This is a genomic window from Geodermatophilus sabuli, assembly GCF_010686765.1.
Classification (GTDB): Bacteria; Actinomycetota; Actinomycetes; order Mycobacteriales; family Geodermatophilaceae; genus Geodermatophilus; species Geodermatophilus sabuli_A.
The window spans coordinates 197,085-221,347 of the sequence record NZ_JAAGWF010000015.1 but is presented as its reverse complement, the minus strand read 5'-3'; the positions used below and the strand labels follow the sequence as shown (position 1 = coordinate 221,347).

Below are 24,263 nucleotides of genomic sequence, written 5' to 3'. Positions count from 1 at the left end.
CCGTGTCCAGCCGCTTGGCGTTGGGCACGATCCGCGGGTCGGCGGTGAAGACACCGTCCACGTCGGTGTAGATCTCGCAGACGTCGGCGCGCAGGGCCGCGGCGACGGCGACGGCGGTGGTGTCGGAGCCGCCGCGGCCGAGGGTGGTGATGTCCTTCGTGTCCTGGCTGACGCCCTGGAACCCGGCCACGATGACGATCGAGCCCTCGTCCAGGGCGGAGCGGAGCCGCCCGGGCGTGACGTCGATGATCCGCGCCCGGCCGTGGCTGCCGGTCGTGATGACCCCGGCCTGGGACCCGGTGAAGGAGCGCGCCTCGTAGCCGTGCGTGGAGATGGCGATCGCCAGGAGCGCCATGGAGATCCGCTCACCGGCGGTCAGCAGCATGTCGAGCTCGCGCCCCGGCGGGTCGTCGGTGATCTGGCCGGCCAGGTCGAGCAGTTCGTCGGTGCTGTCGCCCATCGCGGAGACGACCACGACGACGTCGTTCCCGTTCTCCTTCGCGCTGACGATCCGTTCGGCGACACGCTTCACGTGGGCTGCGGACGCGACGGAGGAGCCGCCGTACTTCTGGACGACGAGGGCCACGGGGCATGAGGTTACCGACGTCCCTGAGCGGCTGGTGGTTGCATCCCCCGACCGCGCGCGTTCTGATCATGGAGTGGACGACCCGGAGCAGTGGCTGCTCAGCGCCGAGGAGCGCGGCAACCCCGCCACGACGCTGCCCGGCTGGACTGCTGGGAACCTCGCCGAGCCACTGCTGCACGGCAGCGTCTACTTCGACCGGCTGGTCGAGGAGGTGCGGTCGCTGGACGAGGGCGACCACCTGTTCTTCACCGACTGGCGCGGCGATCCCGACGAGAAGCTGCGCGACGAGGGTCCGACGGTGGCCGAGCTGTTCACCGAGGCGGTCAAGCGCGGGGTGTGCGTGCGCGGACTGGTCTGGCGGTCGCACATGGACCGGCTGTCCCTGAACAAGGAGGCCAACCGCGCCCTCGACGCGGAGGTCGAGCACGGCGGCGGCGAGGTGATCCTCGACCAGCGGATCCGGCGGTTCGGCAGCCACCACCAGAAGCTCGTGGTCCTGCGGCACGACGAGGACCCGTCGAAGGACATCGCGTTCGTCGGGGGCATCGACCTGTGCCACGGCCGCCGCGACGACGCCGACCACGGCGGTGACCCGCAGCCGCTGCCCATGGCCGCCGCGTACGGGGACAACCCGCCGTGGCACGACGTCCAGCTGCAGATCCGCGGGCCGGCCGTGCACGTCCTCGACACCGTCTTCCGGGAGCGCTGGGACGATCCCGTCAGCCCCGACCAGGACCACCCGATCGCCTGGGTCTACGACAAGCTGCACCACGCCCGCCTCGCGGGCGACCCGCTCCCGCCGCAGCTGCCGCCGCCGCCGGAGTGCGGGCCGCACTTCGTGCAGAACCTCCGGACCTATCCGGCCATCCGCCCGCCGTACCGGTTCGCCCCGCGGGGCGAACGGTCCGTGGCGCGGGGCTACACCAAGGCGATCAAGCGGGCCCGGCGGCTGGTCTACCTCGAGGACCAGTACATGTGGTCGGCCGACGTGGCCCGGTTGTTCGCCGAGGCGCTGACCGACCACCCCGACCTGCACCTCGTCGTCGTCGTCCCCCGGGTGCCCGACCAGGACGGTGCCTTCGCCGAGCGACCGCAGTACGTCGGCCGCTGGCAGGCGATCGAGATGTGCCGCAGGGCAGGTCAGGGACGGGTGCACGTCTTCGACGTGGAGAACCACGCCGGGACGCCGGTCTACGTGCACGCGAAGGTGTGCGTCGTGGACGACACCTGGGCGAGCGTCGGCAGCGACAACTTCAACCGCCGCTCGTGGACCCACGACAGCGAGCTCTCCAGCACCGTCCTGGACGCCACCCGCGACCCCCGCGAGCCGCGCGACCCGGCCGGGACCGGGGACGGCGCCCGCACGTTCGCGCGCGACCTGCGGCTGGCCCTGGCCCGGGAGCACCTGGACCTCGCGGCCGACGGCACCGAGGACGACCAGGTCCTCGACCCGGACCGCTTCGTCGAGGTGCTGGTGGAGCGGGCCGCCGCCCTCGATGCGTGGCACGCGGGCGGACGGCAGGGTCCGCGTCCCCCCGGCCGGCTGCGGGAGCACCACGCGGAACGCCTGCCGCTGCTCACCCGGCTGTGGGCGACCCCGGTCTACCGGCTGCTCGACGACCCCGACGGCCGCCCGCTCGCGTTGCGGCTGCGGAACGCCTTCTGATGCCCGCGGTGCCCGTCGTCGCGCCCCCGTCGTCGCGCCGGTGACCGGGTCGGACCGACCGCGCTCGTGGGACCTCACCGCCTCGGCGACCACGGCGGTCATCCACGGCCTGGCGCTGGGGACGGCGTCCGTCGCCCTCCCGCTCCTCGCCCTCGGAGCGGGCTACTCGGCCGCGGAGATCGGCGCGCTGACGGCGGTGTCCGCGGTGTCGCAGCTGGCCAGCCGGCTCTCGCTGGGCGCCCTGATGCGCCGCGTGCCGGAGTGGACCCTGGTCACCGCCTCCGGCCTGTTCCTCGCCCTCAGCTGCGGCGTCGTGGCGCTGTCGTCGGCCCTGGCGCCCTTCGTCCTCGCCCAGCTCCTGCAGGGGTTCTCCCGCGCCTTCTTCTGGACGGCCAGCACCGCGCACCTCGTGCGCGGCCCGGGCCGGGCGGCCCCCCGGCTCGCGGTGATCAACCTGGCCGCGTCGGTCGGCTCGCTCACCGGCCCGGTCCTCGCGGGGCTGCTCTCGGAGCGCACCCCCGTGCTCGCCCTGACGGTGGCCGCGGCCATCGCGGTGGCCGGGGTGGCACCCACCTTCCTGCTGGACCGGCTGCCGCCCTTCGCGCCGCCCGCCGACCGGGTGTCGGGCCGGCTGTGGCGGCGCCCGGGTGTCGACGTCGGCTGCTGTGCCGGTCTGACGGCGGGTGGCTGGCAGGCGCTGCTGGTCTCCTACGTCCCGGTCGGGCTGGTCGCCTCCGGGCAGTCGGCCTCCGCCGTCGGCGCCCTGGTGGCCGTCGCCAACGGCGCGATGCTGGTCGGCTCCGGGTTCGCCGGCCGGGTCAGCAGCCGCTGGGCGCCCGCCGTCGTCCTCGCGGGCATCCTGCTCGGCGGGCTGGCCGTCGCGCTCAGCGCCGCCGTCGCCTGGAGCACGCCGCTGTCGGTGGTGGTGCTCGCGGCGGGCGGCTCCGCCGCCGGCGTCCTGCAGGTCCTGGGGTCGGCCGTCGTCGCCGAGTCGGTGCACCCGGAGGAACGCGGTGAGGCCGTGGCGACCAGCGGCACCTTCCGCGCGATCGCGATGCTGGCCGCGCCGCTCGCCGTCGCGGGTCTCATCTCGGCGATCCCGCTCACCCCGGCCCTGGTCGTCGTCGGCACCGCCCTGGGCCTGCCGGCCGTCGTCCTGCGCAGGCACGCCCGACCGGGGCCGGCCACCGGCTGACCGCCGACACGACACCGCGGGCGGCTGCGGCCGCGGCGGCGCCGCTGCTACCGTGGTCGACGTGCGCGGCAGCCTCCTGCTTATGAGCCGCGGCGAGGCCCTCTCCTAGGTCGGCCCCCTCGCCGCGGGTGCTGCGCGTTCCCAGCGCCTGCTGACCGCCCCACCGGAGCTGAGTCCAGCCCGCGCCAGAGGAGCGACCCCGTGAGCAGGAACATGAGCGAGAACCACCCGCACGTCCGCCATCCCCAGCAGCCCTCCGGGATGCCGGTCCACCGCTACGCACCCTTCACCCCGGTGGTGCTGCCCGACCGCACCTGGCCCGACGTCGTCACGACGACCGCCCCACGCTGGTGCGCCGTCGACCTCCGGGACGGCAACCAGGCGCTGATCGACCCCATGACCCCCGACCGCAAGCGGCGGATGTTCGAGCTGCTGGTCCGCATGGGCTACAAGGAGATCGAGGTCGGTTTCCCGGCGGCCAGCCAGACCGACTTCGACTTCGTCCGCCAGCTGATCGACGAGGACCTGGTACCCGACGACGTCACCATCCAGGTCCTGACCCAGGCACGCGACGAGCTGATCGAGCGCACCTACGAGTCGCTGCGCGGCGCCCGGCAGGCGATCGTCCACCTGTACAACTCGACCTCCACCCTGCAGCGGCGGGTCGTGTTCAACTCCGACCGCGCGGGCATCGTCGACATCGCCGTGCACGGCGCCCAGGTCGTGCGCAAGCTGGCCGAGCAGATGACCGGCACCGACATCTCCTTCGAGTACTCCCCGGAGTCCTTCACCGGGACCGAGCTCGACTTCGCCGTCGAGGTCTGCAACGCGGTCACCGACGTCTGGGAGCCCACCCCCGACCGGCCGACCATCATCAACCTGCCGGCGACCGTGGAGATGGCCGAGCCGACCGTCTACGCCGACCAGATCGAGTGGATGCACCGCAACCTGGGCCGGCGCGACGCCGTCGTGCTGAGCCTGCACCCGCACAACGACCGCGGCACCGCCGTCGCCGCCGCCGAGCTGGGCTACCGCGCCGGCGCCGACCGCATCGAGGGCTGCCTCTTCGGCAACGGAGAGCGCACCGGCAACGTCGACCTGGTCACCCTGGGCCTGAACCTGTTCAGCCAGGGCATCGACCCGCAGATCGACTTCTCCGACATCGACGAGATCCGCCGCACCGTCGAGTACTGCAACCAGCTGGGCGTGCACGAGCGGCACCCCTACGGCGGCGACCTGGTCTACACCGCCTTCTCCGGCTCGCACCAGGACGCCATCAACAAGGGCTTCACCGCCCTGGCGGCCGACGCGGCGGCGGCCGAGAAGCCGGTCGACGACATGCCGTGGGCCGTTCCGTACCTGCCCATCGACCCCAAGGACGTCGGCCGCAGCTACGAGGCCGTCATCCGGGTGAACAGCCAGTCCGGCAAGGGCGGCGTCGCCTACATCATGAAGACCGAGAACCACCTGGACCTGCCCCGCCGGCTGCAGATCGAGTTCAGCGGGGTCGTCCAGCGGCACACCGAGGACGAGGGCGGCGAGGTCACCGCCCAGCAGATGTGGGCGGCGTTCTCCAGCGAGTACCTGCCCGACCCCGACGCGCCGTGGGGCCGCTTCGCCCTCGCCGGCCACCGGCACACCGCGCACGGCGACAGGACCGACGAGATGGTCGTGGAACTGGTCGACGACGGCGTCCCGGTGACGGTGGAGGGCCGCGGCAACGGTCCGATCGCCGCGTTCGTCGACGCGCTCCGGACCGTCGACGTCGACGTCCGCGTCCTGGACTACGCCGAGCACGCCATGTCGGCGGGCGGGGACGCCCAGGCCGCGGCCTACGTCGAGTGCGCCGTCGGTGAGCGCGTCCTCTGGGGCGTGGGCATCGACCCGAACATCGTCAGCGCCTCGCTGCGCGCCGTCGTCTCGGCGGTGAACCGGGCACAGCGGTAGTAGAAGGACCCCTCCGCCCCCTGCCCCTCGCAAGCTCGGGCAGGATCCTGCGGAGGGGCCGTCGGAAAGTCCGCGTCCCGGACGACGGAGGGACATGAGCAGCCCGGGATCGCGCGCGGTGGGACCACCGCCCGATCCCGGGCTGCTGTCGCTCTACGACTCCGCGCTGCCCGAGGTCTACGGGTACCTGCTGGCCCGGTGTGGCCGGCGGGCCCTGGCCGAGGACCTCACCGCGGAGACCTTCCTGGCCGCCGTCCGGGCCGAGCGGGACGGCGGCGCACCCACGACGGTCCCCTGGCTGATCGGCACCGCCCGCCACAAGCTCGTCGACCACTGGCGCCGGCTCGAGCGCGAGCAGCGCAGCCTGCGCCTGGTCGACGGAGGGGCGCACACCGAGGACCCGTGGGACGACGAGCTCGACGCCCTCCGCGCGCAGCAGGTCCTCGACCAGCTCTCCCCCGCGCACCGCGCCGCCCTGACGCTGCGCTACCTCGACGACCTCCCGGTCGCCCGCGTCGCCGCCCTCCTCGGCCGCACGCTGCACGCCACCGAGGCGCTGCTCGTCCGCGCCCGCACCGCGTTCCGCCGCGCCTACGAGTCCACCGAGCAGCCGGGAGGTGCGCCGTGACCGATCCCGAACGGCCGTTCCGGTCCCTGGCCCGCCCCACCACCCCGGTCGACCCCGACCCCGCCTTCGCCGCCGCGCTGCGTGAGCGGCTGCGGCGCGCCCTCCTGCAGTCCCGCCCGAGCCCGACGACCGAACCGAGGAGCACCGCCGTGTCCGCGCTCATCCCCTACCTGGTCGTCCGCGACGCCCGGGCCGCCATCACCTGGTACGCCGAGGCGTTCGGCGCGCGCACCGTCGGTGACCCGTACCTGGACGGCGACCGGATCGGCCACGCGGAGCTCGAGGTGGCCGGCGCCACCCTCTACCTCGCCGACGCCTACCCGGAGTACGGCCTGGAGGGACCGGGGGACGGCAAGCCACCCGTCTCGCTGCACCTCTCGGTTCCCGACGTCGACGCCGTCATGACCCGCGCCGAGGGCGCGGGGGCGACCGTCGAGCGCCCGGCGACCGACGAGCCCTACGGCCGCGGCGGCCGGCTCATCGACCCCTACGGCCACCGCTGGATGGTGCAGAGCGCCCCGGCTGCCGCCACCCCGGGGCCGAAGCCCGGTGACGCGGTCTACCTGACGCTGCAGGTGCCCGACGGTGCCCGCGCCCGCGACTTCTACGAGGCCGTGCTCGGCTGGTCGCTGTCCCCGGGCCGGGTCGACGACGGCTGGGAGACCCAGGAGCAGAGCCCGATGATCGGCCTGCACGGCGGGCAGCACGACCACACGGGCGTCGTGCCGATGTACGCCGTCGACGACATCGAGGTCGCGGTCGCCGCCGTCCGTACCGCCGGGGGAGACGCCGGTGACGTCGAGCGGCAGTCCTACGGACTGTCGGCGCTGTGCCGGGACGACCAGGGCCTGCCGTTCTGGCTCGGCCAGCTGCGCTGATCCGGCCGCTCACCGAGCCGGCGGCGGCTCCTCGGGCGGTGCGTCCCCCGGCTCGTCGCCGCGGTGGACGGCGTCCTGGTGGCCGCCGTCGGCGAGCTCGTCGACCAGCAGCAGGTCCCGGCGGACGTGCCTGCGGCGGTAGGCCACCCGGCTGATCAGGTGCGCGCTCACCGGGGCGGTCAGCAGCTGGAACGCGGCGACGAGCAGCAGCATCCACGTGGCCGACCAGCCGCTGAGCCGGATCGCGCCGCCGACCATGATGAGCAGGACGCCGAGCACCTGCGGCTTGGTCCCGGCGTGCATCCGGGAGAGCACGTCGGGGAAACGCACCAGACCCAGGCCCGCGGTGAGGCAGAGGAACGCGCCGGCCAGCAGGCAGCCGATCGCGACGACGTCGGCCACGGTGCTCATGGCTCGACCCCGTCGTCGGTCCTGGCGCGGATCAGCATCCCGCCGACGTAGCGGGCGATGGACACCGAGCCGACGAAGGCGAGCAGCGAGACGACGACCAGCACCGGCACCACCGTCGGGTCCCGCTCGAGCGCCGCGTACACGGCCAGGCCGGCCGAGATGATGACCAGCAGCGTGTCGGTGGCGACCACCCGGTCCAGCAGCGACGGGCCCAGTGCCAGCCGCACCAGCGCGAGCAGGGCACCCCCGCCGACCAGCCCGTAGAGCACGTAGGACACGACGGTCACGGAGTCCGCCCTGCCGGTGTCGCGTGCCTGACGGCCCGCAGCGACTCGACGTCGGCGGCGGACCCGAACGCCCCGACCAGGCGCTGCTCGGTGCGCAGCACGTCGGCCTTCTCGCGCTCCACGTGCGCGTGGTCGCGAACGTGCAGGAGGTGCACGGTCATCACCCGTGCCTCCCGGTCCAGGTCCAGCACCAGCGAGCCCGGGACCAGCGAGGTCGCCTCGGCGACCATCGTCAGCAGCAGGTCGGAGTCCGCGTGCAGCTGGACCCGCACGATCGCCGACTGGCGGGCACCACCGGGCCGGAGCGCCAGCCAGGCCACCTGCGCGCCGGAGACGACCAGGTCGGTGACGAACTGGCCGACGAACGCGAGCAGCGCCAGTGGGCGCACCCGGATCCCGCCGACGACGTGGGGCAGCGGCAGGAACACCAGCACGGCGAGGGCCACCACCAGCCCGCTGACCACGTTGGCCCAGGACCACGTGCCCCACAGCAGGATCCAGACCAGGACCAGCCAGACGACCAGCGGGACCTGGTGCCGCAACCGGGTGGCGGCCGGCTCCACGCTCACGGGACCTCCTCCGGACCGAGCACCGTGGAGATGTACGGGGTGCGGTCGAGGAGGTCCTCGGCGGCACGGTCGGCGATGCCGTAGAGCGGGCCGGCCAGCCCGGTGAGGGCGACGGTGACCGCGGCGAGGGCCGCGGTGGCCGCCACCATCGTCACGGGGAGCGGGCGCAGCGCGCGCGTCCTGGCTGCTGCCGGGGGCAGGTCGGGCTCGGCGGCGATCGCCACCCGCGTGTGCCGGCGCCAGGCGACCTGGAAGGGGGTGCGGCTCCCGTCCCCGTCGGGGGACGCCTCGCCGTCGGGGGTGCTGCCGCCGCCCGAGCCGGCGGCGGCCGCGGCCGCCGCCGCGGTGTCGTCGGCCGGCGCCTGCGTCGGGGGCCGCCAGAAGGCACGGGTCCACACGCGGGCGATGGCCAGCAGGGTGAGCAGGCTGGTCACCACGCCGCCCGCGACCAGCACCATCGCCAGCGAGCTGCCCTCGGCCACGCCCGCCTGGAGCAGTCCCAGCTTGCCGATGAACCCCGACAGGGGCGGGATGCCGGCCAGGTTCATCGCCGGCACGAAGAACAGCACGGCGAGCAGCGGCGAGCGCCTGGCCAGTCCGCCGAGCCGGTCCACGGACGTCGTCCCGCCCTGGCGCTCGACGAGCCCGGCCACGAGGAACAGCGTCGTCTGGATGGCGATGTGGTGGGCGACGTAGAACACCGCACCGGCCAGGCCCGCCGTCGTCCCCAGGGCGATGCCGAAGACCATGTAGCCGATGTGGCTGACCAGCGTGAACGACAGCAGCCGTCGCAGGTCGGTCTGGGCCACCGCGCCGAGGATGCCGATCACCATCGTGGCCAGCGCCGCCCACATGAGCAGGTCGTCGAGCGCTCCGCCGGGGAACAGCAGCGTCTGCGTGCGGATGATCGCGTAGACGCCGACCTTGGTGAGCAGGCCGGCGAACACGGCGGTGACGGGGGCCGGCGCGGTCGGGTAGCTGTCGGGCAGCCACGCCGACAGGGGGAACACGGCGGCCTTGATGCCGAAGGCGATGAGCAGCATCGACTGCAGCAGCACCTGCGTGCCCTCGGGCAGCTCGGCCAGCCGCAGCGCCAGGTCGGCCATGTTCACCGTGCCGGTCGCGGCGTAGACCAGCCCGATGGCGGCCAGGAAGAGCAGCGAGCTGGTGAGGCTGACGATGACGTAGGTGATGCCGCCCCGGATGCGGGGCGCGGTGCCGCCGAGGGTGAGCAGCACGTACGACGCCATGAGCAGGATCTCGAAGCCGACGTAGAGGTTGAACAGGTCACCGGCCAGGAAGGCGTTGCTCACGCCGGCCACCAGCACCAGGAAGGTGGGGTGGAAGATCGACAGCGGCGTGTCCTCCTGCCGGTCGGCCGCGCCCTGGCCGACGGCGAAGACGAGGACGCCGAGGGCCACGGTGGAGGCGACCACCAGCATCAGCGCCGAGAGCCGGTCGACGACCAGGACGATGCCGAGCGGCACCGGCCAGCCGCCGACGGCGACCGAGGTGGCACCCTCGGCGTCGGCGATGAGCAGCAGCGTCACCGAGACCACCAGCACCGTGGTCAGGACGGCGATGCTGAGGACGCGCTGGGCGCGGGGCTGACCCGAGGCCAGCAACGCGATCGCCGCGCCGAGCAGGGGCAGCAGCACCGGCAGGGGCGCGAGGACGCTGGTCACCGGGCGCCCGTCCCGGCCGGCAGGTCGACGTCGTCGACGCCCATGTCGTCGCCGTCGGGGGTGTGCAGGCTGTCGGCGTGGCCGGCGGCGCGGTCCTCGGGGTCCAGGTCGTCGGGGTCGAGCTCGTCGGCGTCGGTGGCCGAGCGGGCGGCGACGCGCCGGTCCTCCTCGTCGGTGCCGACGACCTCCTGGTGCACCAGCCGCCAGGAGCGGTGGATCATCGCGAGCACGAAGGCCGAGACGCCGAAGGTGATGACGATGGCGGTCAGGATCAGCGCCTGGGGCAGCGGGTCGGTCATCTCCTCCGGCTCGGAGTAGCCGAGGATCGGCGCGAAGCCGGCTGGGCCGCCGGCCGAGAGCACCAGCAGGTTCGTGGCGTTGCCCAGCAGGAGGAAGCCCAGCAGCACGCGGGTGAGGCTGCGGTCCAGCAGCAGGTACACCCCCGCCGCGTAGAGGCCGCCGACGATCACCGGCAGCACGACGGTCGGGGTCATCGGACCACCACCTCTCCGGGGTTCAGTTCGATCGGGTCGTCCTCGTCCTCCTGCCGGTCCAGTTCGGCGCCCAGGCTGCGCAGCACGTCGAGGGCCAGGCCGACGACGATGAGGTAGACGCCGATGTCGAAGAACAGCGAGGTCACCAGCTTGATGTGGCCGAGCACCGGGACGTCGGTCTCCAGGATCGCCGTCTGCAGCACCTCGGCGCCCAGCAGCAGGCCGGCCACCCCCGTGCCCCCGGCGAACAGCAGGCCGGTGCCGAGCAGCAGGCCCGGGGCGACCGGCGCGGCCTCGCCCAGCTCGTAGCGGCCTCCGGCCAGGTAGCGCAGCACGAGGGCCAGGCCGGCGACCAGGCCCCCGGCGAAGCCGCCGCCGGGCTCGTTGTGCCCGGAGAAGAGCAGGTAGAGGGAGAAGACCGTGATCGTGTGGAAGAGGATCCGCGTGATGACCTCGAGGACCACCGAGCGGCGGGCCGGGTCGAGGATCGCGGTGGCGGCCAGCCAGCGGTCGCGGGGCGCCCGGCCGCTGCGGCGGCGACGCGCGGCCAGCGCGGAGCTGGTGATGCGCTCCACCCCGCCGGTGCGCCCGCGGAGGAACACCAGGCTGGCCACCCCGGTCGCGGCGACGACCAGCAGGGAGATCTCACCGAGGGTGTCCCACGCCCGGATGTCGACCAGCGTCACGTTGACGATGTTCTTGCCCCCGCCGAACTCGAACGCCTCCTCGGGGTAGTCGACCGACACCGGCGTCGCGGTGCGCGCGGACAGCGCCACGGCTCCCACGGCGGCCATGAAGGCGCCCACCGCGACCGCGATCACGCCGCGGAACGCCCGCTCGCGTGGCCGGTGCCGCTCGGTGATGTCCTTGGGCAGCTTGCGCAGCACCAGGACGAAGACGACGAGGGTGAGCGTCTCGACGAGGAACTGGGTGAGCGCGAGGTCCGGCGCCCCCTGCAGCACGAACAGGACGGCGGAGCCGTAGCCGGTCACGCCGACGACGAGGACCGCCGACAGCCGCTGGCGGATGCGCAGGGCGAGCAGTGCCGCGGTGATCACGACGACGCCGACCATCGCCTGCACGGGGGTGTCCCAGGCGCGCCACTCCCCCGGCCACGGCGCCCGGGTGAGCAGGATCCATCCCGGCAGGGCGAGGACGACGACGAGGATCGTGCCCAGGTAGGCCGGGAGCGAGCCGCGCTGCGTGGTGCCGGTGACCAGCACCGAGAGCCGGTCGATGCCCTGGACCACGTTCCAGTACCCCTCGTCGGCCGACGCCCCGACCGCGACCCGGCGCTGCAGCCGGTTCAGCGGGGCGCGGGCGGCGAACAGCGCGGCGCCGCCCAGCAGGGTGACCGCGGTCAGCGCCAGGGCCGGCTGCACGCCGTGCCAGAGCCCCAGTTCCTCGTACTCGGGGGCGAGCAGGGGCAGGGTCTCGGCGTAGTCCCCGACCACCGGCTCGAGCAGCGGGCTGGCCGGCCCGGCGACGAGCCCGGCGAGGGCGAGCACCACCGGCGCGGTCAGGAACAGCGCCCCGGGCGGGTGCGCGGGCACGGTGTCGGGGACTCCGCGCTTGCGGGCGAAGGCGCCCCACACGAAGCGGAGGGTGTACGCGGCGGTGAGCAGCGAGCCGAGGACGAGTCCGGTGAGCTCGAACGCGGCCGCGGTGCGCGAGGCCAGACCGCCCTCCCACAGGGCGGTGAAGGCCGCTTCCTTGCCCACGAACCCGAACAGCGGGGGGACGCCGGCCATCGAGGCGCCCGCGAGCAGCCCGACGGCGGCGAGCACCGGGAGCCGCCGGCCCAGCCCGGACAGCTTCCGCAGGTCACGGGTGCCGGTGGCGTGGTCGACGACGCCGACGGTGAGGAAGAGCGTGGACTTGAACAAGGCGTGCGCGATGGTCATCGCCAGGCCGGCCGCCGCGAGCTCCCGGCTGCCGGCGCCCACGAGCACCAGGAGGAAACCGAGCTGGCTGACGGTGCCGAACGCGAGCAGCAGCTTGAGGTCGTTCTGCCGCAGGGAGCGGTAGCCGCCGACCAGCATGGTGGCGAGCCCCAGCCCCAGCACGACCGGCCGCCAGCCGGGGACGTCGGCGAACCCCGGCGCCAGCCGCGCGACGAGGTAGATGCCGGCCTTCACCATCGCCGCGGCGTGCAGGTAGGCGCTGACCGGCGTCGGCGCCTCCATCGCGGCGGGCAGCCAGAAGTGGAAGGGCACCATCGCCGACTTGGTGACGGCGCCGGCCAGCACCAGCAGCGTCCCGGCCACCATGCCGCTGCCGGTGCCGGGGTCGGCGACGACCTCCGACAGGAGGAACGAGCCGCTGGCCTGGCCGATCATGATCAGCCCGACCAGCATGGCCAGCCCGCCGGCGGTGGTCAGGATCAGCGCCTGGGACGCCGCCCGCCGCGCGGCCAGCCGCCGTCCGGAGCCGCCGATGAGCAGGAACGAGAAGACGGTGGTGAGCTCCCAGAAGACGTACAGGAGCAGCAGGTCGTCGGCGAGGACGAGACCGAGCATGGAGCCCGCGAAGGCGGTGAGGGTCCCGGCGAACCGGCCGAGGCCCTCGTCGTCGGCCGCGAAGTAGCGGGCGCAGTAGACGAACACCAGCGCGCCCACGCCGGTGACCAGCGCGGCGAACGTCAGCGCGAGCGCGTCCAGCCGCAGGGCGACGTCGAGGTCGAGGGCCGGGATCCACGGCACGGTCTCGGTGACGTCGTCCCCGCCGAGGACGGTGCCCAGCTGAGCGAGGGTCCAGACGAGACCGGCGGCCGGCACCAGTGCCAGGACCAGGAATGCCTGCCGCCCCCACCACCGCACGAACACGGGCGCGAGCAGCCCGGCGAGCAGGTGCAGGAACAGCAGGAACAGCACGGGTCTCCCGGGAGTCGGAGGGGCGGCTCGGGGACCACAGACGTCGGTCGTCGACGGCCGGCGGTGCTCGAGAGTCTACCCGTCAGGGCGTTTCGGTCCGGCCGCGCTGCAGGGGCCCGCTGCGAGCGCAGCGAGTGGTGGGGGGCAGCGGGGTCCTCTCACCGGCCGGGCGTGACCAGCCCGCTCTCGTAGGCGAACGCGACGGCCTGCACCCGGTCGCGCAGCCCCAGCTTGAGCAGTACCCGGCTCACGTGCGTCTTCACCGTGGCCTCGCCCAGGTACAGCCGCGCGGCGATCTCCGCGTTGGACAACCCCGCGGCCACCAGCGCCAGGACGTCGGTCTCCCGCTCGGTGAGCTGCGCCAGGGCGCCGGCCCGCACGGGGTCCGGCGCCGGGGCTGCGGCGAAGGACTCGATCACCCGCAGCGTGACCGCCGGATCGAGCAGGCCCTGCCCGGAGGCCACCGTCCGCACGGCGGCGACGAGGTCCTCGGGCGGCGCGACCTTGAGCAGGAAGCCGCTCACCCCGGCCCGGAGCGCGGCGGCCACGTACTCGTCCTCGTCGAAGGTGGTGAGCACGACGACCCGGGTGGGCAGCCCGGCGGCGATGATGCGGCGGGCCGCCTCCAGCCCGTCCATGCCGGGCATGCGGACGTCGAGCAGGACGACGTCGGGCTCCTGTTCCGTGACGACGCGGACGCCGGCCGCCCCGTCGGCGGCCTCGCCCACCACCTCGATGTCGGCCTCCGCCGCGAGCACCATGCGCAGTCCGGTGCGCACCATCGCCTGGTCGTCGACCAGCACCACCCGGATCGTCACGCCACCACCGTCGGCCGGTCGGCCGGCACGGGGAAGGCGGCGCGGACGCGGTAACCGCCGCCGCGGACGGGGCCGACCTCGAGGGTGCCGCCGGCGACGGACACCCGCTCGCGCATGTGCAGCTGTCCGTGCCCGCCGGGTGCCGTCTCGGCGCTCCGGTCGGGCACCGGGAGCCGCCGCCGTCCGTCGTCGGTGACCGTGACGGTGACCCGGTCGGGAGCGTGGTCGAGCTCCACGGTGGTGGCGGCGCCACCGGCGTGCCGCAGCACGTTGGAGAGCGCCTCCTGCACCACGCGGACGGCGGAGACGTCGACCAGCGGGGGCAGCTCCACCGGCTCGCCGGTCACCCGCAGCTCGACCGGCAGTCCACCGGCACGCAGCTCGGCGAGGACGGCGTCGAGCCGGGACAGGGAGGGCTGGGGCGCCGGATGGGCAGCGGTCCCCCCGTCCGCCCCCTCGCGGAGGATGCCGACGACGCGGCGCATCTCGTCGACGGCCTCCCGCCCCAGCCGCTCGAGCCCGAGCAGGACCTCCTGCGCCTCGGGCTCGTCCGGCAGGAGCCGGCGCAGGCCGCCCATCTGCAGGACCATGACGCTCACCGAGTGGGCGACCGAGTCGTGCACCTCCCGGGCGATCCGGGACCGCTCGGCGACGACGGCGGACGCGGCGACGGCCTCCTGCTGCTCGGCGAGCCGGCCGGCGAGCACCTGGAGCTCCCGCGACCGGGCCTGCATCTGACGCACCAGGGTCCCGACGCCCCACGCGGCGCCCGTGACCAGCAGGTAGAAGAAGCCCTCCCACGGCGAGGGGACGTACGCGAAACCCGAGACCAGGACGACCAGCGTGGCCACGAGCGCGACGACCGCCCCACGCCGCGCGGGCAGGACGGCGGCGGCGTGCCCGACGAGGATGCCCATCCCGATCAGCTGGGCGCCGCCGGGACCGGGCGTCCCGAGCGCGTAGTTCCCGAGGACGGTCAGCGATCCGACGACGGCGGCCGACGCCGGCCAGCGAGGGCAGACAGCGAGCAGCAGCCCCACCGCCACCCCGGGCAGCGCGGTGACCATGCCGGACGGGAGGAACGTGTCGATCGCGGTCTCCACGAGCGACATCCCGCCGATGACCAGTCCCACGGCCGGCCACACGAGCGCGGCCAGGCGGGCTGAGGAGAGGGACCCGTCGGGCATGGCGAGCACGCTAGGGGCCGAGCGGACGTGCGGGCATCCCCCGCACGGCCGAACGTCGCAGCGCCGCGCTCCCCCTCACGGCGGACGCAGCTCGGTCCGTCCCGGCGGACGCCCGGGACGCCCCGTCGTTCCTAGCTTTCCCGCCATGACCTCCGACCTGATGACCCCGTCCGCCCCGGCCACCACCGAGCGGACCGCTCGCTCCGCCGGCTCGCTGCTCCTCCCGATCGCCGGCGGTGCCCTGATCGCCGGATCGCTGCTGTACGCGGCGGGCCTGGCCACGTCGCCGCCGGCGGCGTCGATGGCCAGCGCCGACTACATCGACTCGCTCGCCCGCGACGAGGGCCGGACGGCGCTGTCGGCGCTGCTGCTGCACTACGGCAACATCGCGATGGGGCTGGCCTGGCTGGCCGCTCCGGCGCTCGTCCGTGGACGCCGCGGCCGGATCGGCACCGTCGTCGGCGCCCTCCTGGCCGCGCTGGGCCTGGTGACCGTGGCCGGGAACGTGCTGTTCGACTTCTGGACCGGGGCGATCGGCCGGGAGCTGGAGCCGGGCACGGCGCTGGCGCTGTTCGAGAACGTGTCCGGCTCGGCCGGCGTCGCGGTCGTCGGCACGGTGACCCTGTTCGGGCTGCTCGGTCCGCTGGTCGTGCTCGGTGGCCTCGCCCGGGCCGGCGTCACGAGCTGGTGGCTGCTCGCCCCGGCCCTCGCGGCCCTGGTCGCCTCGGCGGCGCTGACCTTCGAGCCGCTGCTCTACGCCGGCTTCGCCCTCGTCGGCGCCGTCCCGGTGGTGCTGGTCGGCCTGCGGATGCTGCAGCGCAACCGCGCCGAGTCCGCCGCCTGACCTCGGCCGGTCAGGGCGGGCCCCGGCCAGGGGCCCGCCCTGACCTGCGAAGGTGGGTGGGGCCCGGTCTCAGCCCTCGGCGATCTCCGAGGCGATCAGCCAGTCGTTCTCGACCCGCTCCTTCTCGGCGTGCACGGCCTTGAGCTCCGCGTCGAGCGCGGCCGCCTTCGCGTAGTCGGCGGCGGCCGCGGCGAGCTGCTGGTGCAGCTCCTTCTCGTCGGCGTCCAGCTTGAGCATCCGCCGCTCCAGCCGGCTGGCCTCCTTCTTGGCCGCCCGGGCCTCGGCCGCCGACACCGCCGGAGCCGCCGTCGAGGGCGCACCGACCGGTCGCGGGCCGCCGTCCCCCGACGCCGTGGTCAGCGGCGCCCCACCGGCGGCGCGGCGCTGCAGGTACTCGTCCACGCCGCCCGGGAGCTCGGCCAGCGAGCCGTCGCCGAGCAGTGCCACGACCTTGTCGCAGACCCGGTCCACGAAGTAGCGGTCGTGGCTGACCACCAGCACCGTGCCCGGGAAGCTGTCGAGCAGGTCCTCCAGGGCGGTCAGGGTGTCGATGTCCAGGTCGTTGGTGGGCTCGTCGAGCACCAGCACGTTGGGCTCGGCCATGAGCAGCCGCAGCAGCTGCAGCCGCCGCCGCTCGCCGCCGGAGAGGTCGCCGACCGGCGTCCACTGCCGGTTGGCGGCGAAGCCGAACCGCTCCGCCAGCGTCGACGCCGAGATCTCCTGGTTGCCGATGCGAGCGATGCGGGCGACGTCCTGCACCGCTTCCAGCACCCGCGCGCGCGGCGGCAGCTCGGTGACGTGCTGCGACAGGTAGGCCGGTGCGACCGTCTGGCCGACGACGACGGTCCCGGCGTCCGGCTTGGTCTCCCCCACCAGCAGCTTCAGCAGCGACGTCTTGCCGGCGCCGTTCACCCCGACGATGCCGATGCGGTCACCCGGGCCGACGTTCCAGGTCAGGTCCCTGAACAGCGTGCGCGGGCCGTCGTCGGTGGGGACGGCGTAGTCGACGTCCTCGACCTCGTAGACGGTCTTGCCGAGCCGGCGGGCGGCGAAGCCCTTGAGCGCCATCGAGTCGCGGGCCGGCGGCTCGTCGGCGATCAGCGCCTGGGCCGCCTCGATCCGGAACTTCGGCTTGCTGGTCCGGGCCGGCGGGCCGCGCCGCAGCCAGGCCAGCTCCTTGCGGACCAGGTTCAACCGGCGCTCCTCGGTGACCGCCGAGATCCGCGCCCGCTCCGCCCGGGCCAGCGTGTAGGCCGAGTACCCGCCGTCGTAGGCGTGCACGTTGCCGTCCGCGACCTCCCACGTGGTCGTGCAGACCTCGTCGAGGAACCACCGGTCGTGGGTCACGACGACCATGCCGCCCACCCGGGCGCGCACGTACTCGGCGAGCCAGGCCACGCCCTCGACGTCCAGGTGGTTGGTCGGCTCGTCGAGGACGAGCAGGTCCAGCGGCCGGATCAGCTGCGCGGCCAGTGCCACGCGGCGCCGCTCGCCGCCGGACATCGGGGCGACCGGGGCGTCGAGGCCCAGCCGGTCGAGCTCCAGGCCGGTCAGCACCGAGCGGACAGCGGGGTCACCGGCCCACTCGTGCTCCGCGGCGAACATCGACGGCGGGAGGACGACGTCGCGCACCGTCGTCCCGGCAGGCAGGGTGCCGGACTGGTCGAGCACGCCCATCGCCAGGTCGCCGCGGCGGGTGACCCGGCCGGAGTCGGGCTCGTCGGCGCCGGTCAGCAGCGACAGGAGTGTGCTCTTGCCCCCGCCGTTGCGCCCGACGACGCCGATCCGTTCGCCGGCGGCGACGCCGAGGGAGACGTCGTCGAGGATGACGGTCGTGCCGTGTGCCTTGTGCACCCGCTCGAGGTTGACCAGGTTCAGGGGTGCGCTCATCGGCTGCTCGGGAACTCCATGGGCCCCCAGTATCCGCCCGGCCCGCCGCCGCTTCCCGGCCGCCCCGGGACACCGGCCCCTGTCCGCCGGGACGCGCCGCCCCGGAGGCTGACCGCGGCGCCGGGGACCGCCCCCAAGTCGGCCCCAAGACCGGCCCAAGCGCTCCGGCCCAGAGTCGGGACACCGCACTCGCAGCCCACCTCCAGGAGGTCCCCCATGACCGCGGCTCTCGCCGGACCCGCCACGCACCCGGCCCGCGCCGGGCAGGAGGCCGCGCGGGCCACCCTGCTCGCCGTCCGCCGGGCGACGCGGGGCACCGCGACCGGCTCCGCGCCGCTGTGGTGGGCGCGGCTGGCCGAGCGCGGTCCGGCGTCGGCCGAGCACTCGCTGGTGGCCGTGGCGTCCGAGCGGTTCCCCGACGGGACGCCGGTCGACCTCACCGCGCTGCAGTCGCGTGGCCGGCGTCCGGCGGGGTGGCTGGTCGACCTGCGCTACCGCACCAGCGACGGCGCGGTGGTCGACATCGAGGTCGCCGGCGCGCTCGCCGAGCTGTGCCCGCCGCTCTGGTTCGCCGAGGTCCCGCACGCCACCAGCGGGGTGCCCGCGGCCTCGCTGCTGGCCTTCCGCGGCTCCGCGTTCCGGCCGGGCTCCCTGGTCAGCCCGCACCAGGTCGCCACCCGGGGGCTCCAGATGACCGACCGGGTCGGTGAGCTGCGGTGGTGGACCCGCTCGGGCGTCGTCGACACCGTGACCGTCGCCCCCGAGGTGCGCCGGCGCGGCGTGGGCCGGGTGCTGGTCACCGTCGCCGAGGCGCTGCGGGTGCTGCGCGGCTGGGCGCCGCTGCGCTCCGACGGCCGGCTCACCGACGCCGGTGCGGCGTGGCTCGCGACGGCGCCGGCCCACTGGTCGCGGCGGCTGGCCGAGCGGACCGAGCGACTGCCCGACCAGGACGAGGCCGCCGCGGTGCCCGGGGGCGCCGGGCCGCTCCGCTGAGCCCGGGGTCACCCCGGCCGGAGGACACCCGGCCGGACGGCGACGGTCAGCCCGGGTCCATCTCCGGGCGGGCGGTGTCCCCGCGCTCGTACTCCCCCGCGATCTGGGTCGCGGTCGGCTCTCCGGCGTCCGCCGGCTCGCCGGCCGACCGGAGCCGGTGGATCTCGACGTCCACCTGCTCCGTCGTGGGCGGGGTGGCGTCCCGGTCTCCGGTGTCTCCCGCGTCGCTCTGCGTCATGGTCCCTCTCTCGTCGTTTCCAGGGCGCGCAGCACGGCCGGCTGCGCGGCGGTCGGATCCGGGGCCGCGCCGGTCACAGCCACGGTGAGCTGACATCCACGACGACGACCGCCGACCGTCCCCCGGCGACCGCGTCCAGCCCGCGCTGCAGTGCGGCGCGGACCTCGGCGGGGTCGCTCACCTGCTCGGCGTGGGCATGGCACGCCGCGGCCACCTGGGTGAAGTCGGGACCGTCGGTGAACCGGGTGCCGACGACCTCCCCGCTGGCCGCGGAGGCACCGTCGGGGAAGAGGGCGAAGACCGGACGTCGGCTGGCCGCGTAGCCGCCGTTGCGCAGGACGACGACGAGCACGGGCGTCCGCTCGTGGTGCGCCACCCACAGTGCCGGAGTCGGCTGGGAGAACAGGAAGCTGCCGTCGCCGACCAGGGCCACCACGCGGCTGCCCGGAGCGGCGAGCTTCACCCCGACGGCGGCGCCGAGCGCCCATCCGAGCCCCGACCCCCCGGACTGGAAGTGCGTCCCCGGGATGTCGCGGCGCAGCCCGTTGCGCAGCACCTCGCTGTTCGTCGTCACCTCCTCGACGACGACGTCGTCCTCCCGGAGCACCTCGTCGAGGATCGCCACGAACGTCTCCGGTCGCATGGGCGAGTCCGCGGCGACCGGACGGGAGGAGCCGGCGTCCGGGCGCGGGGCGGGTGCGGGGGACGGCCGCCGCGTCCGTTCCGCAGCACCGTCCTGTCGGAGCCGCCGCTCGACGGCGTCGACGAGCTGCACGAGCGCGGTCGTCGGGTCCGCCTGGATCGGCACGTCGACGGGGAACGACCACCCCGGAGTGGTCGCCTTGACCGGGTCCGCGTCGATCTGGACGACCACGGCGCTGTCGGAGGGTGCGGCGCGGTTGGGGATCCACGGGACGTCACTGTCGACGACCAGCACGACGTCGGCGTCCCGCAGGAGGGCGGTCGAGGTGCGCGGATCGGTGACGTAGGACGGGTGCGAGGAGGGGAAGTTGACCCGCTCCCTGCGATCGACGACCGGGGCTCCCAGGAGGTCGGCCAGGCGGACCATCGCGGGGACGGCGTCGGGGTCGCGGCCCACCCGTGTGGTGGTGATGAGTGGGTTCCGGCTGTCGACCAGGAGCTGCGCGGCCCGTTCCAGTGCGTCGGGGTTGGCCGCCGGGGGCGCCGGGGGTCCGTAGCGGTCGACGGCGGGGAGGTCGACGGGCTCTGTGAGGGGCTCCATCAGCACCTCGCGGCCCATGGTCAGGTAGACCGGCCCGGGGGTCCCGGCCCGCGCGACCTGCAGCGCCCGCCCGATCTGCCGGGGCAGGGTCGCCGCACTGGCGACGTCGCCGGTCCACTTGACGTAGGACCGCACGATCCCGGCCTGGTCGGGCACGTCCTGGTGCCAGTGGACGGGGGTGTCGCGGCCCCCGGCCTGCTCGCCGTAGGCGGTCACCGGCGTACGACCGGCGAGGATCAGGACCGCGATCTCGCTGCGGAAGGCGTTGTGCAGCATCGACCCGAGGTTCTGGGTGCCCACGTCGACGTGCACCATGACCACCTGCGGACGCCCGGTGACGGCGTAGTAGGCGTGCGCCGCCGCCAGGGCCACGGCCTCGTGCGGGCACAGGACCACCCGCGGCACCGGCCGCCCGTCCGCGCCCAACCGGGCGATGGCCTCCTGGACCGGGGCGGTGTCGGTGCCGGGGTTGAGGAAGACCACCTCCACGCCCTGCCTGGTGAGGGTCTCCACCAGGAGTTCCGCCGTGTTCCGGGGGTCGCTGCCCCCGTCCACGCCCCGCGGGTCGCTGCCCTGCTCCGCACCGCGCCGCTCGACGTCGCTGAGGGTCATGCCTCGTGCCTGCCTTCCTGGTAGGGCGGGATGGGGAGGCGACCTCGCGGCCACCTCCGCCACCGGAGGTCTGCGCTCCGCGCCGGCAGCCGTGGCCGGCCCGCGCGAGGGAGCGACGGGTCAGCCGCCGGACGGCCGGTCGAACAGCTCGGGTCGGGCCGCGGCGAGCTTGATCAGGCCGCCCGCCTGGAGCATCTCGAGCAGGAACGCGTCGGCCGGGGCGGCCGACCGGGTCTCCCCGTTCGTCCGGTTCCGGAACGTGCCGGCGACGACGTCGACCTCGAGGGTGTCGCCGTCGGCGACCAGCCCGGTCACGCCCGGGATCTCCAGGGCGGGCAGGCCGACCTCGAAGCAGTTGCGGTAGAAGGTGCGGGCGAAGCTGTCGGCCACCACGCAGCCGATCCCGGTGGCCTTGAGCGCCTTGACCGCCACGGCACGACCGGAGGACTGGCCGAAGTGCTTGCCGGCCACCACGACGTCCCCGGGCCGTACCCGCCGGGGGAACTCCGGGTTCAGGTCCTCGAGGACGTGCTGGACGATGACCGACATCGGCTCGACCACGTACTTGGTCTTCACCAGCCGGTCGGTGGGGATGTTGTCGCCGAACTTCCAGCAACGCCCCTCGGCCCGCACCTGCACCGGGAGCTCGGTCCCTGCGGTCGTCACGCCGTCACCGCCCCGGCCAGGTCGCGGGGGTCGGTGATCACACCGGTGGTGGCCGCCGTCGCGACGGACAGGGCCGAGGCCAGGTACATCTCCGCCTCGCTGCTGCCGTTGCGGCCCGGGAAGTTGCGGGCGTGGTTGGAGATCATGGTCTCGCCGGCCGCCATCGCGCCCATGTTGTAGGCCTGGTTGGAGCCGGTGCTCGGCGGGAACCAGGTGGCCCCGGCCTCGTGCAGCGCGAGGACGAGCCCCTCACGGGCCGCCTCCGCGAAGACCTCCCGGCTCGAGGGGACGACGTTGAAGCGCACGTCCGGGTGGACCCGCCGGCCGTCCAGCACGGCCGCCGCGATCCGGAAGTCCTCCAGTCGCCCGCCGCCGTGGCCGCCGAGCTCGGCCCACTGGACCGGCTTCCCGGCCACCTCGGCCACCGGGCGGACGTTGCCGACCGTGGGGGGGCAGGCGACCTGAGGGGCCAGGTCGCTGACGTCGAACCGCATGACCTCGTCGGCCTCTGCTCCGTCGCTGGTCTCCAGCAGGTCGGTCCGCCCCGGCACCGACCGCACGAAGGCCTCGGTCACCTCGTCGGGTTCGACGTAGGCGCACTTGGCGCCGAGGTCCACGCACAGGAGGGGGAACAACCAGCGGTCCCAGAACGACATGCCCTTGACGTAGGGCCCGGCGAACTCGACGGCGGCGTAGATGAGGCCGCCCTCCCCCAGCTCCTTGACCAGCCACAGCGCGACGTCCCGCGCCGAGGTGCCGGGGGGTGGCTCGCCGTGCAGCTCGACGCGCACGGTCCTCGGCACCTTGAACCACGCCTTCCCGAAGGGGAGGACGGTGCCGGCGTGGGAGTCGTTGCCCAGTGCCACGGCCAGGGCGCCGAGGGCACCGTGCACCGGGGTGTGGCTGTCGGAGCCGACCACGATCATCCCGGGCCGCACCAGCCCGCGCCGGGCGGCGACGTGGTGGATGTTGCCGCTGCCGCAGTCGAAGAGGTGGATGCCGTTGCGGCGGGCCCAGGCGCGGTTGGTCTCCAGCAGTCGGGCGGCGTCCTCCGTGGGCGGGGAGAAGTGGTGGTCGAACACCATGGCGACCCGGTCCGGATGGCGGACCGTGCCCTTGACCTGCTCGTCGAACACCTTCGCGGTGAGGTAGCCGCTGAGGTCGTGCATGATCAGCATGTCGACCTCCGCCACGACGACGTCCCCGGGCTCGACGGCCTTCCTCCCGCTCGCCCGGGCCAGGATCTTCTCGACCAGGTTCATGCTCCGCCGCCTCCCGTTGCGCTCGTCGCCGTCATGCGATGAGGTCCTGCGGGTTGCTGATGACCCCGCGGATGGCCGACGCGGCCGCGGTCGCGGGACTGCTCAGGTAGATCTTCGACTCGTAGCTGCCCATGCGGCCCTGGAAGTTCCGGTTGGCGGTCGAGAGCGTCACCTCGCCGTCGGCCATGGCGCCGCCGTCCCCGGCGCAGGCACCGCAGCCGGGGTTGGTGATCAGCGCCCCGGCCTCCAGCAGCGTGGACACGATCCCCTCCGAAGCCGCCCTCGCCATGACCCGGCTCGACGCCGGGGTGACGATCAGGCGGACCCCCGGGGCCACCCGGTGCCCGGCCAGCACCTCGGCGGCGATGACCAGGTCCTCGTACTTGGCGTTGGCGCACGACCCGATGAAGACCTGGTCGAGCTTGGTGCCGGCCACCTGCTCGACCGGCACGACGTTGTCCACCATGTGCGGGATGGCGACCTGCGGGCTGAGCGTGGCACCGTCGACCCGCTCCACCTGCCGGTACTCCGCACCGGGGTCCGGCAGCAGCGGCTCGTACTCGTCCCGCTGCACGCCCGCCTCCTCCAGGTACTGGGAGGTGACCTCGTCCGGCGGGACGACGGCGTTCTTCGAGCCCATCTCCATCGCCAGGTTGCACAGCGTCATGCGCTCGGAGATCGACAGGCCCTCCACGTAGGAGCCGGCGAACTCGACCGAGCAGTACGTCGCGCCGTCGGCGGTCAGGTCGCCGATGAGCTTGAGCATGACGTCCTTGCCGTACGTCCCCCGGGGCAGCGGGCCGTCGATCTCCACCCGGATCGACTCGGGCACCTTCATCCACAGCTTCCCGGTCACCCAGGCCGCGGTGATCTCGCTGAACCCGACACCGGTTCCGAACGCGCCCAGCGCCCCGTAGATCGTGGAGTGCGAGTCGGTGCCGATGATCAGTTCTCCGGGGCGGATGTGCCCCCGTTCCATCAGTACGACGTGCGCGATGCCGGCGTTGACGTCGTAGAACTTCGTGATCCCCATCCGGGCGGCGAACTCCCGCGACAGGCTGTGGTGCGCCGCGGTCTTCGCCGTCTGGGCCGGCGAGATGTGGTCCATGACCATGGCGATCCGGTCGACGTCGTAGAGCTCCTCGACGCCCATGCGCTCCAGGGTCTTGATGCACCGCCAGCTCGCGGTGTGGCTCATGTAGAGGTCCGGGAAGGCGTCGACGATCTGGCCCGGGACCAGGTCGGCCTGACCGGAGGCCCGCTCCAGCGCCTTCTGCGCGAAGGTCTTCAT

Annotated in this window: 22 protein-coding genes; 7 read left to right on the top strand and 15 right to left on the bottom strand. The window is 74.2% G+C overall.

What is annotated here, in order from left to right; genetic code table 11:
• On the bottom strand, positions 1-586 hold a 586-nt coding region (locus GCU56_RS14840), incomplete at its 3' end, for an amino acid kinase family protein (protein WP_163482495.1).
• A gap of 73 nt (positions 587-659) precedes the next feature.
• Between GCU56_RS14840 and GCU56_RS14835 the strand changes: the two genes are divergently transcribed.
• The 5 genes from GCU56_RS14835 to GCU56_RS14815 all read left to right on the top strand — a co-directional run bounded on the left by GCU56_RS14835 (position 660) and on the right by GCU56_RS14815 (position 6,900).
• Positions 660-2,252 (top strand): phospholipase D-like domain-containing protein, encoded by a 1,593-nt coding sequence (locus GCU56_RS14835; RefSeq protein WP_163482494.1) that lies wholly within the window; start codon positions 660-662, stop codon positions 2,250-2,252.
• A 40-nt stretch (positions 2,253-2,292) separates the two neighbouring features.
• A complete protein-coding gene (locus tag GCU56_RS25245) occupies positions 2,293-3,447 on the top strand; it encodes an MFS transporter (protein ID WP_163482493.1) in 1,155 nt (384 codons plus the stop codon).
• 201 nt (positions 3,448-3,648) lie between these two features.
• Positions 3,649-5,394, top strand: coding sequence for a 2-isopropylmalate synthase (gene leuA, locus GCU56_RS14825; RefSeq protein WP_440588747.1), 1,746 nt, complete (start codon positions 3,649-3,651; stop codon positions 5,392-5,394).
• Between the two features lie 94 nt (positions 5,395-5,488).
• A complete protein-coding gene (locus tag GCU56_RS14820; RefSeq protein WP_163482492.1) occupies positions 5,489-6,022 on the top strand; it encodes an RNA polymerase sigma factor in 534 nt (177 codons plus the stop codon).
• The gene (locus tag GCU56_RS14815; RefSeq protein WP_163482491.1) at positions 6,019-6,900 is read left to right on the top strand and encodes a VOC family protein; all 882 of its coding nucleotides are present in this window, start codon (positions 6,019-6,021) and stop codon (positions 6,898-6,900) included. The genes GCU56_RS14820 and GCU56_RS14815 overlap by 4 nt, the downstream gene beginning before the upstream one ends.
• Positions 6,901-6,909: 9 nt before the next feature.
• Here the strand turns inward: GCU56_RS14815 and mnhG are convergent, their stop codons facing one another.
• The 8 genes from mnhG to GCU56_RS14775 all read right to left on the bottom strand — a co-directional run bounded on the left by mnhG (position 6,910) and on the right by GCU56_RS14775 (position 15,224).
• Complete coding sequence (gene mnhG, locus GCU56_RS14810; RefSeq protein ID WP_163482490.1) at positions 6,910-7,311, bottom strand: monovalent cation/H(+) antiporter subunit G; 402 nt, start codon at positions 7,309-7,311, stop codon at positions 6,910-6,912.
• Positions 7,308-7,598: a monovalent cation/H+ antiporter complex subunit F gene (locus tag GCU56_RS14805; RefSeq protein ID WP_163482489.1), complete on the bottom strand. Its 291-nt coding sequence runs from the start codon at positions 7,596-7,598 to the stop codon at positions 7,308-7,310. Before GCU56_RS14805 ends, mnhG begins: the two co-directional genes overlap by 4 nt.
• A complete protein-coding gene (locus GCU56_RS14800; RefSeq protein ID WP_163482488.1) occupies positions 7,595-8,167 on the bottom strand; it encodes a Na+/H+ antiporter subunit E in 573 nt (190 codons plus the stop codon). Before GCU56_RS14800 ends, GCU56_RS14805 begins: the two co-directional genes overlap by 4 nt.
• Entirely contained in the window at positions 8,164-9,852 is a 1,689-nt protein-coding gene (locus GCU56_RS14795) for a Na+/H+ antiporter subunit D (RefSeq protein ID WP_163482487.1), read from the bottom strand. Before GCU56_RS14795 ends, GCU56_RS14800 begins: the two co-directional genes overlap by 4 nt.
• Positions 9,849-10,346, bottom strand: a complete 498-nt coding sequence (locus tag GCU56_RS14790; RefSeq protein ID WP_163482486.1) for a Na(+)/H(+) antiporter subunit C — start codon at positions 10,344-10,346, stop codon at positions 9,849-9,851. The genes GCU56_RS14795 and GCU56_RS14790 overlap by 4 nt, the downstream gene beginning before the upstream one ends.
• Positions 10,343-13,219: a Na+/H+ antiporter subunit A gene (locus GCU56_RS14785; RefSeq protein WP_163482485.1), complete on the bottom strand. Its 2,877-nt coding sequence runs from the start codon at positions 13,217-13,219 to the stop codon at positions 10,343-10,345. Before GCU56_RS14785 ends, GCU56_RS14790 begins: the two co-directional genes overlap by 4 nt.
• Before the next feature lie 158 nt (positions 13,220-13,377).
• Positions 13,378-14,037, bottom strand: coding sequence for a response regulator (locus tag GCU56_RS14780; RefSeq protein WP_163482484.1), 660 nt, complete (start codon positions 14,035-14,037; stop codon positions 13,378-13,380).
• The gene (locus tag GCU56_RS14775; protein ID WP_163482483.1) at positions 14,034-15,224 is read right to left on the bottom strand and encodes a sensor histidine kinase; all 1,191 of its coding nucleotides are present in this window, start codon (positions 15,222-15,224) and stop codon (positions 14,034-14,036) included. Before GCU56_RS14775 ends, GCU56_RS14780 begins: the two co-directional genes overlap by 4 nt.
• A 145-nt stretch (positions 15,225-15,369) precedes the next feature.
• On the opposite strand from GCU56_RS14775, the gene GCU56_RS14770 reads away from it, so the two are divergent.
• Positions 15,370-16,068, top strand: a complete 699-nt coding sequence (locus GCU56_RS14770; protein ID WP_163482482.1) for a hypothetical protein — start codon at positions 15,370-15,372, stop codon at positions 16,066-16,068.
• A 69-nt stretch (positions 16,069-16,137) separates the two neighbouring features.
• On the opposite strand, the gene GCU56_RS14765 is transcribed toward GCU56_RS14770, so the two are convergent.
• On the bottom strand, positions 16,138-17,958 hold the full coding sequence (locus GCU56_RS14765) for an ABC-F family ATP-binding cassette domain-containing protein (protein ID WP_163482481.1): 1,821 nt from the start codon (positions 17,956-17,958) through the stop codon (positions 16,138-16,140).
• A 216-nt stretch (positions 17,959-18,174) separates the two neighbouring features.
• On the opposite strand from GCU56_RS14765, the gene GCU56_RS14760 reads away from it, so the two are divergent.
• On the top strand, positions 18,175-18,951 hold the full coding sequence (locus GCU56_RS14760) for a hypothetical protein (RefSeq protein WP_163482480.1): 777 nt from the start codon (positions 18,175-18,177) through the stop codon (positions 18,949-18,951).
• A gap of 46 nt (positions 18,952-18,997) precedes the next feature.
• Here GCU56_RS14760 and GCU56_RS14755 read toward each other — a convergent pair whose 3' ends face one another.
• From GCU56_RS14755 to GCU56_RS14735, 5 genes are all read right to left on the bottom strand, one after another.
• A complete protein-coding gene (locus GCU56_RS14755) occupies positions 18,998-19,189 on the bottom strand; it encodes a hypothetical protein (RefSeq protein ID WP_163482479.1) in 192 nt (63 codons plus the stop codon).
• A 73-nt stretch (positions 19,190-19,262) separates the two neighbouring features.
• Positions 19,263-21,044, bottom strand: a complete 1,782-nt coding sequence (locus GCU56_RS14750; RefSeq protein ID WP_163482478.1) for a thiamine pyrophosphate-requiring protein — start codon at positions 21,042-21,044, stop codon at positions 19,263-19,265.
• Between the two features lie 120 nt (positions 21,045-21,164).
• Positions 21,165-21,710, bottom strand: a complete 546-nt coding sequence (locus tag GCU56_RS14745; protein ID WP_163482477.1) for a LeuD/DmdB family oxidoreductase small subunit — start codon at positions 21,708-21,710, stop codon at positions 21,165-21,167.
• On the bottom strand, positions 21,707-22,972 hold the full coding sequence (locus GCU56_RS14740; protein ID WP_163482476.1) for a 3-isopropylmalate dehydratase large subunit: 1,266 nt from the start codon (positions 22,970-22,972) through the stop codon (positions 21,707-21,709). Before GCU56_RS14740 ends, GCU56_RS14745 begins: the two co-directional genes overlap by 4 nt.
• A 31-nt stretch (positions 22,973-23,003) precedes the next feature.
• A complete protein-coding gene (locus tag GCU56_RS14735; protein ID WP_163482475.1) occupies positions 23,004-24,263 on the bottom strand; it encodes an aconitase/3-isopropylmalate dehydratase large subunit family protein in 1,260 nt (419 codons plus the stop codon).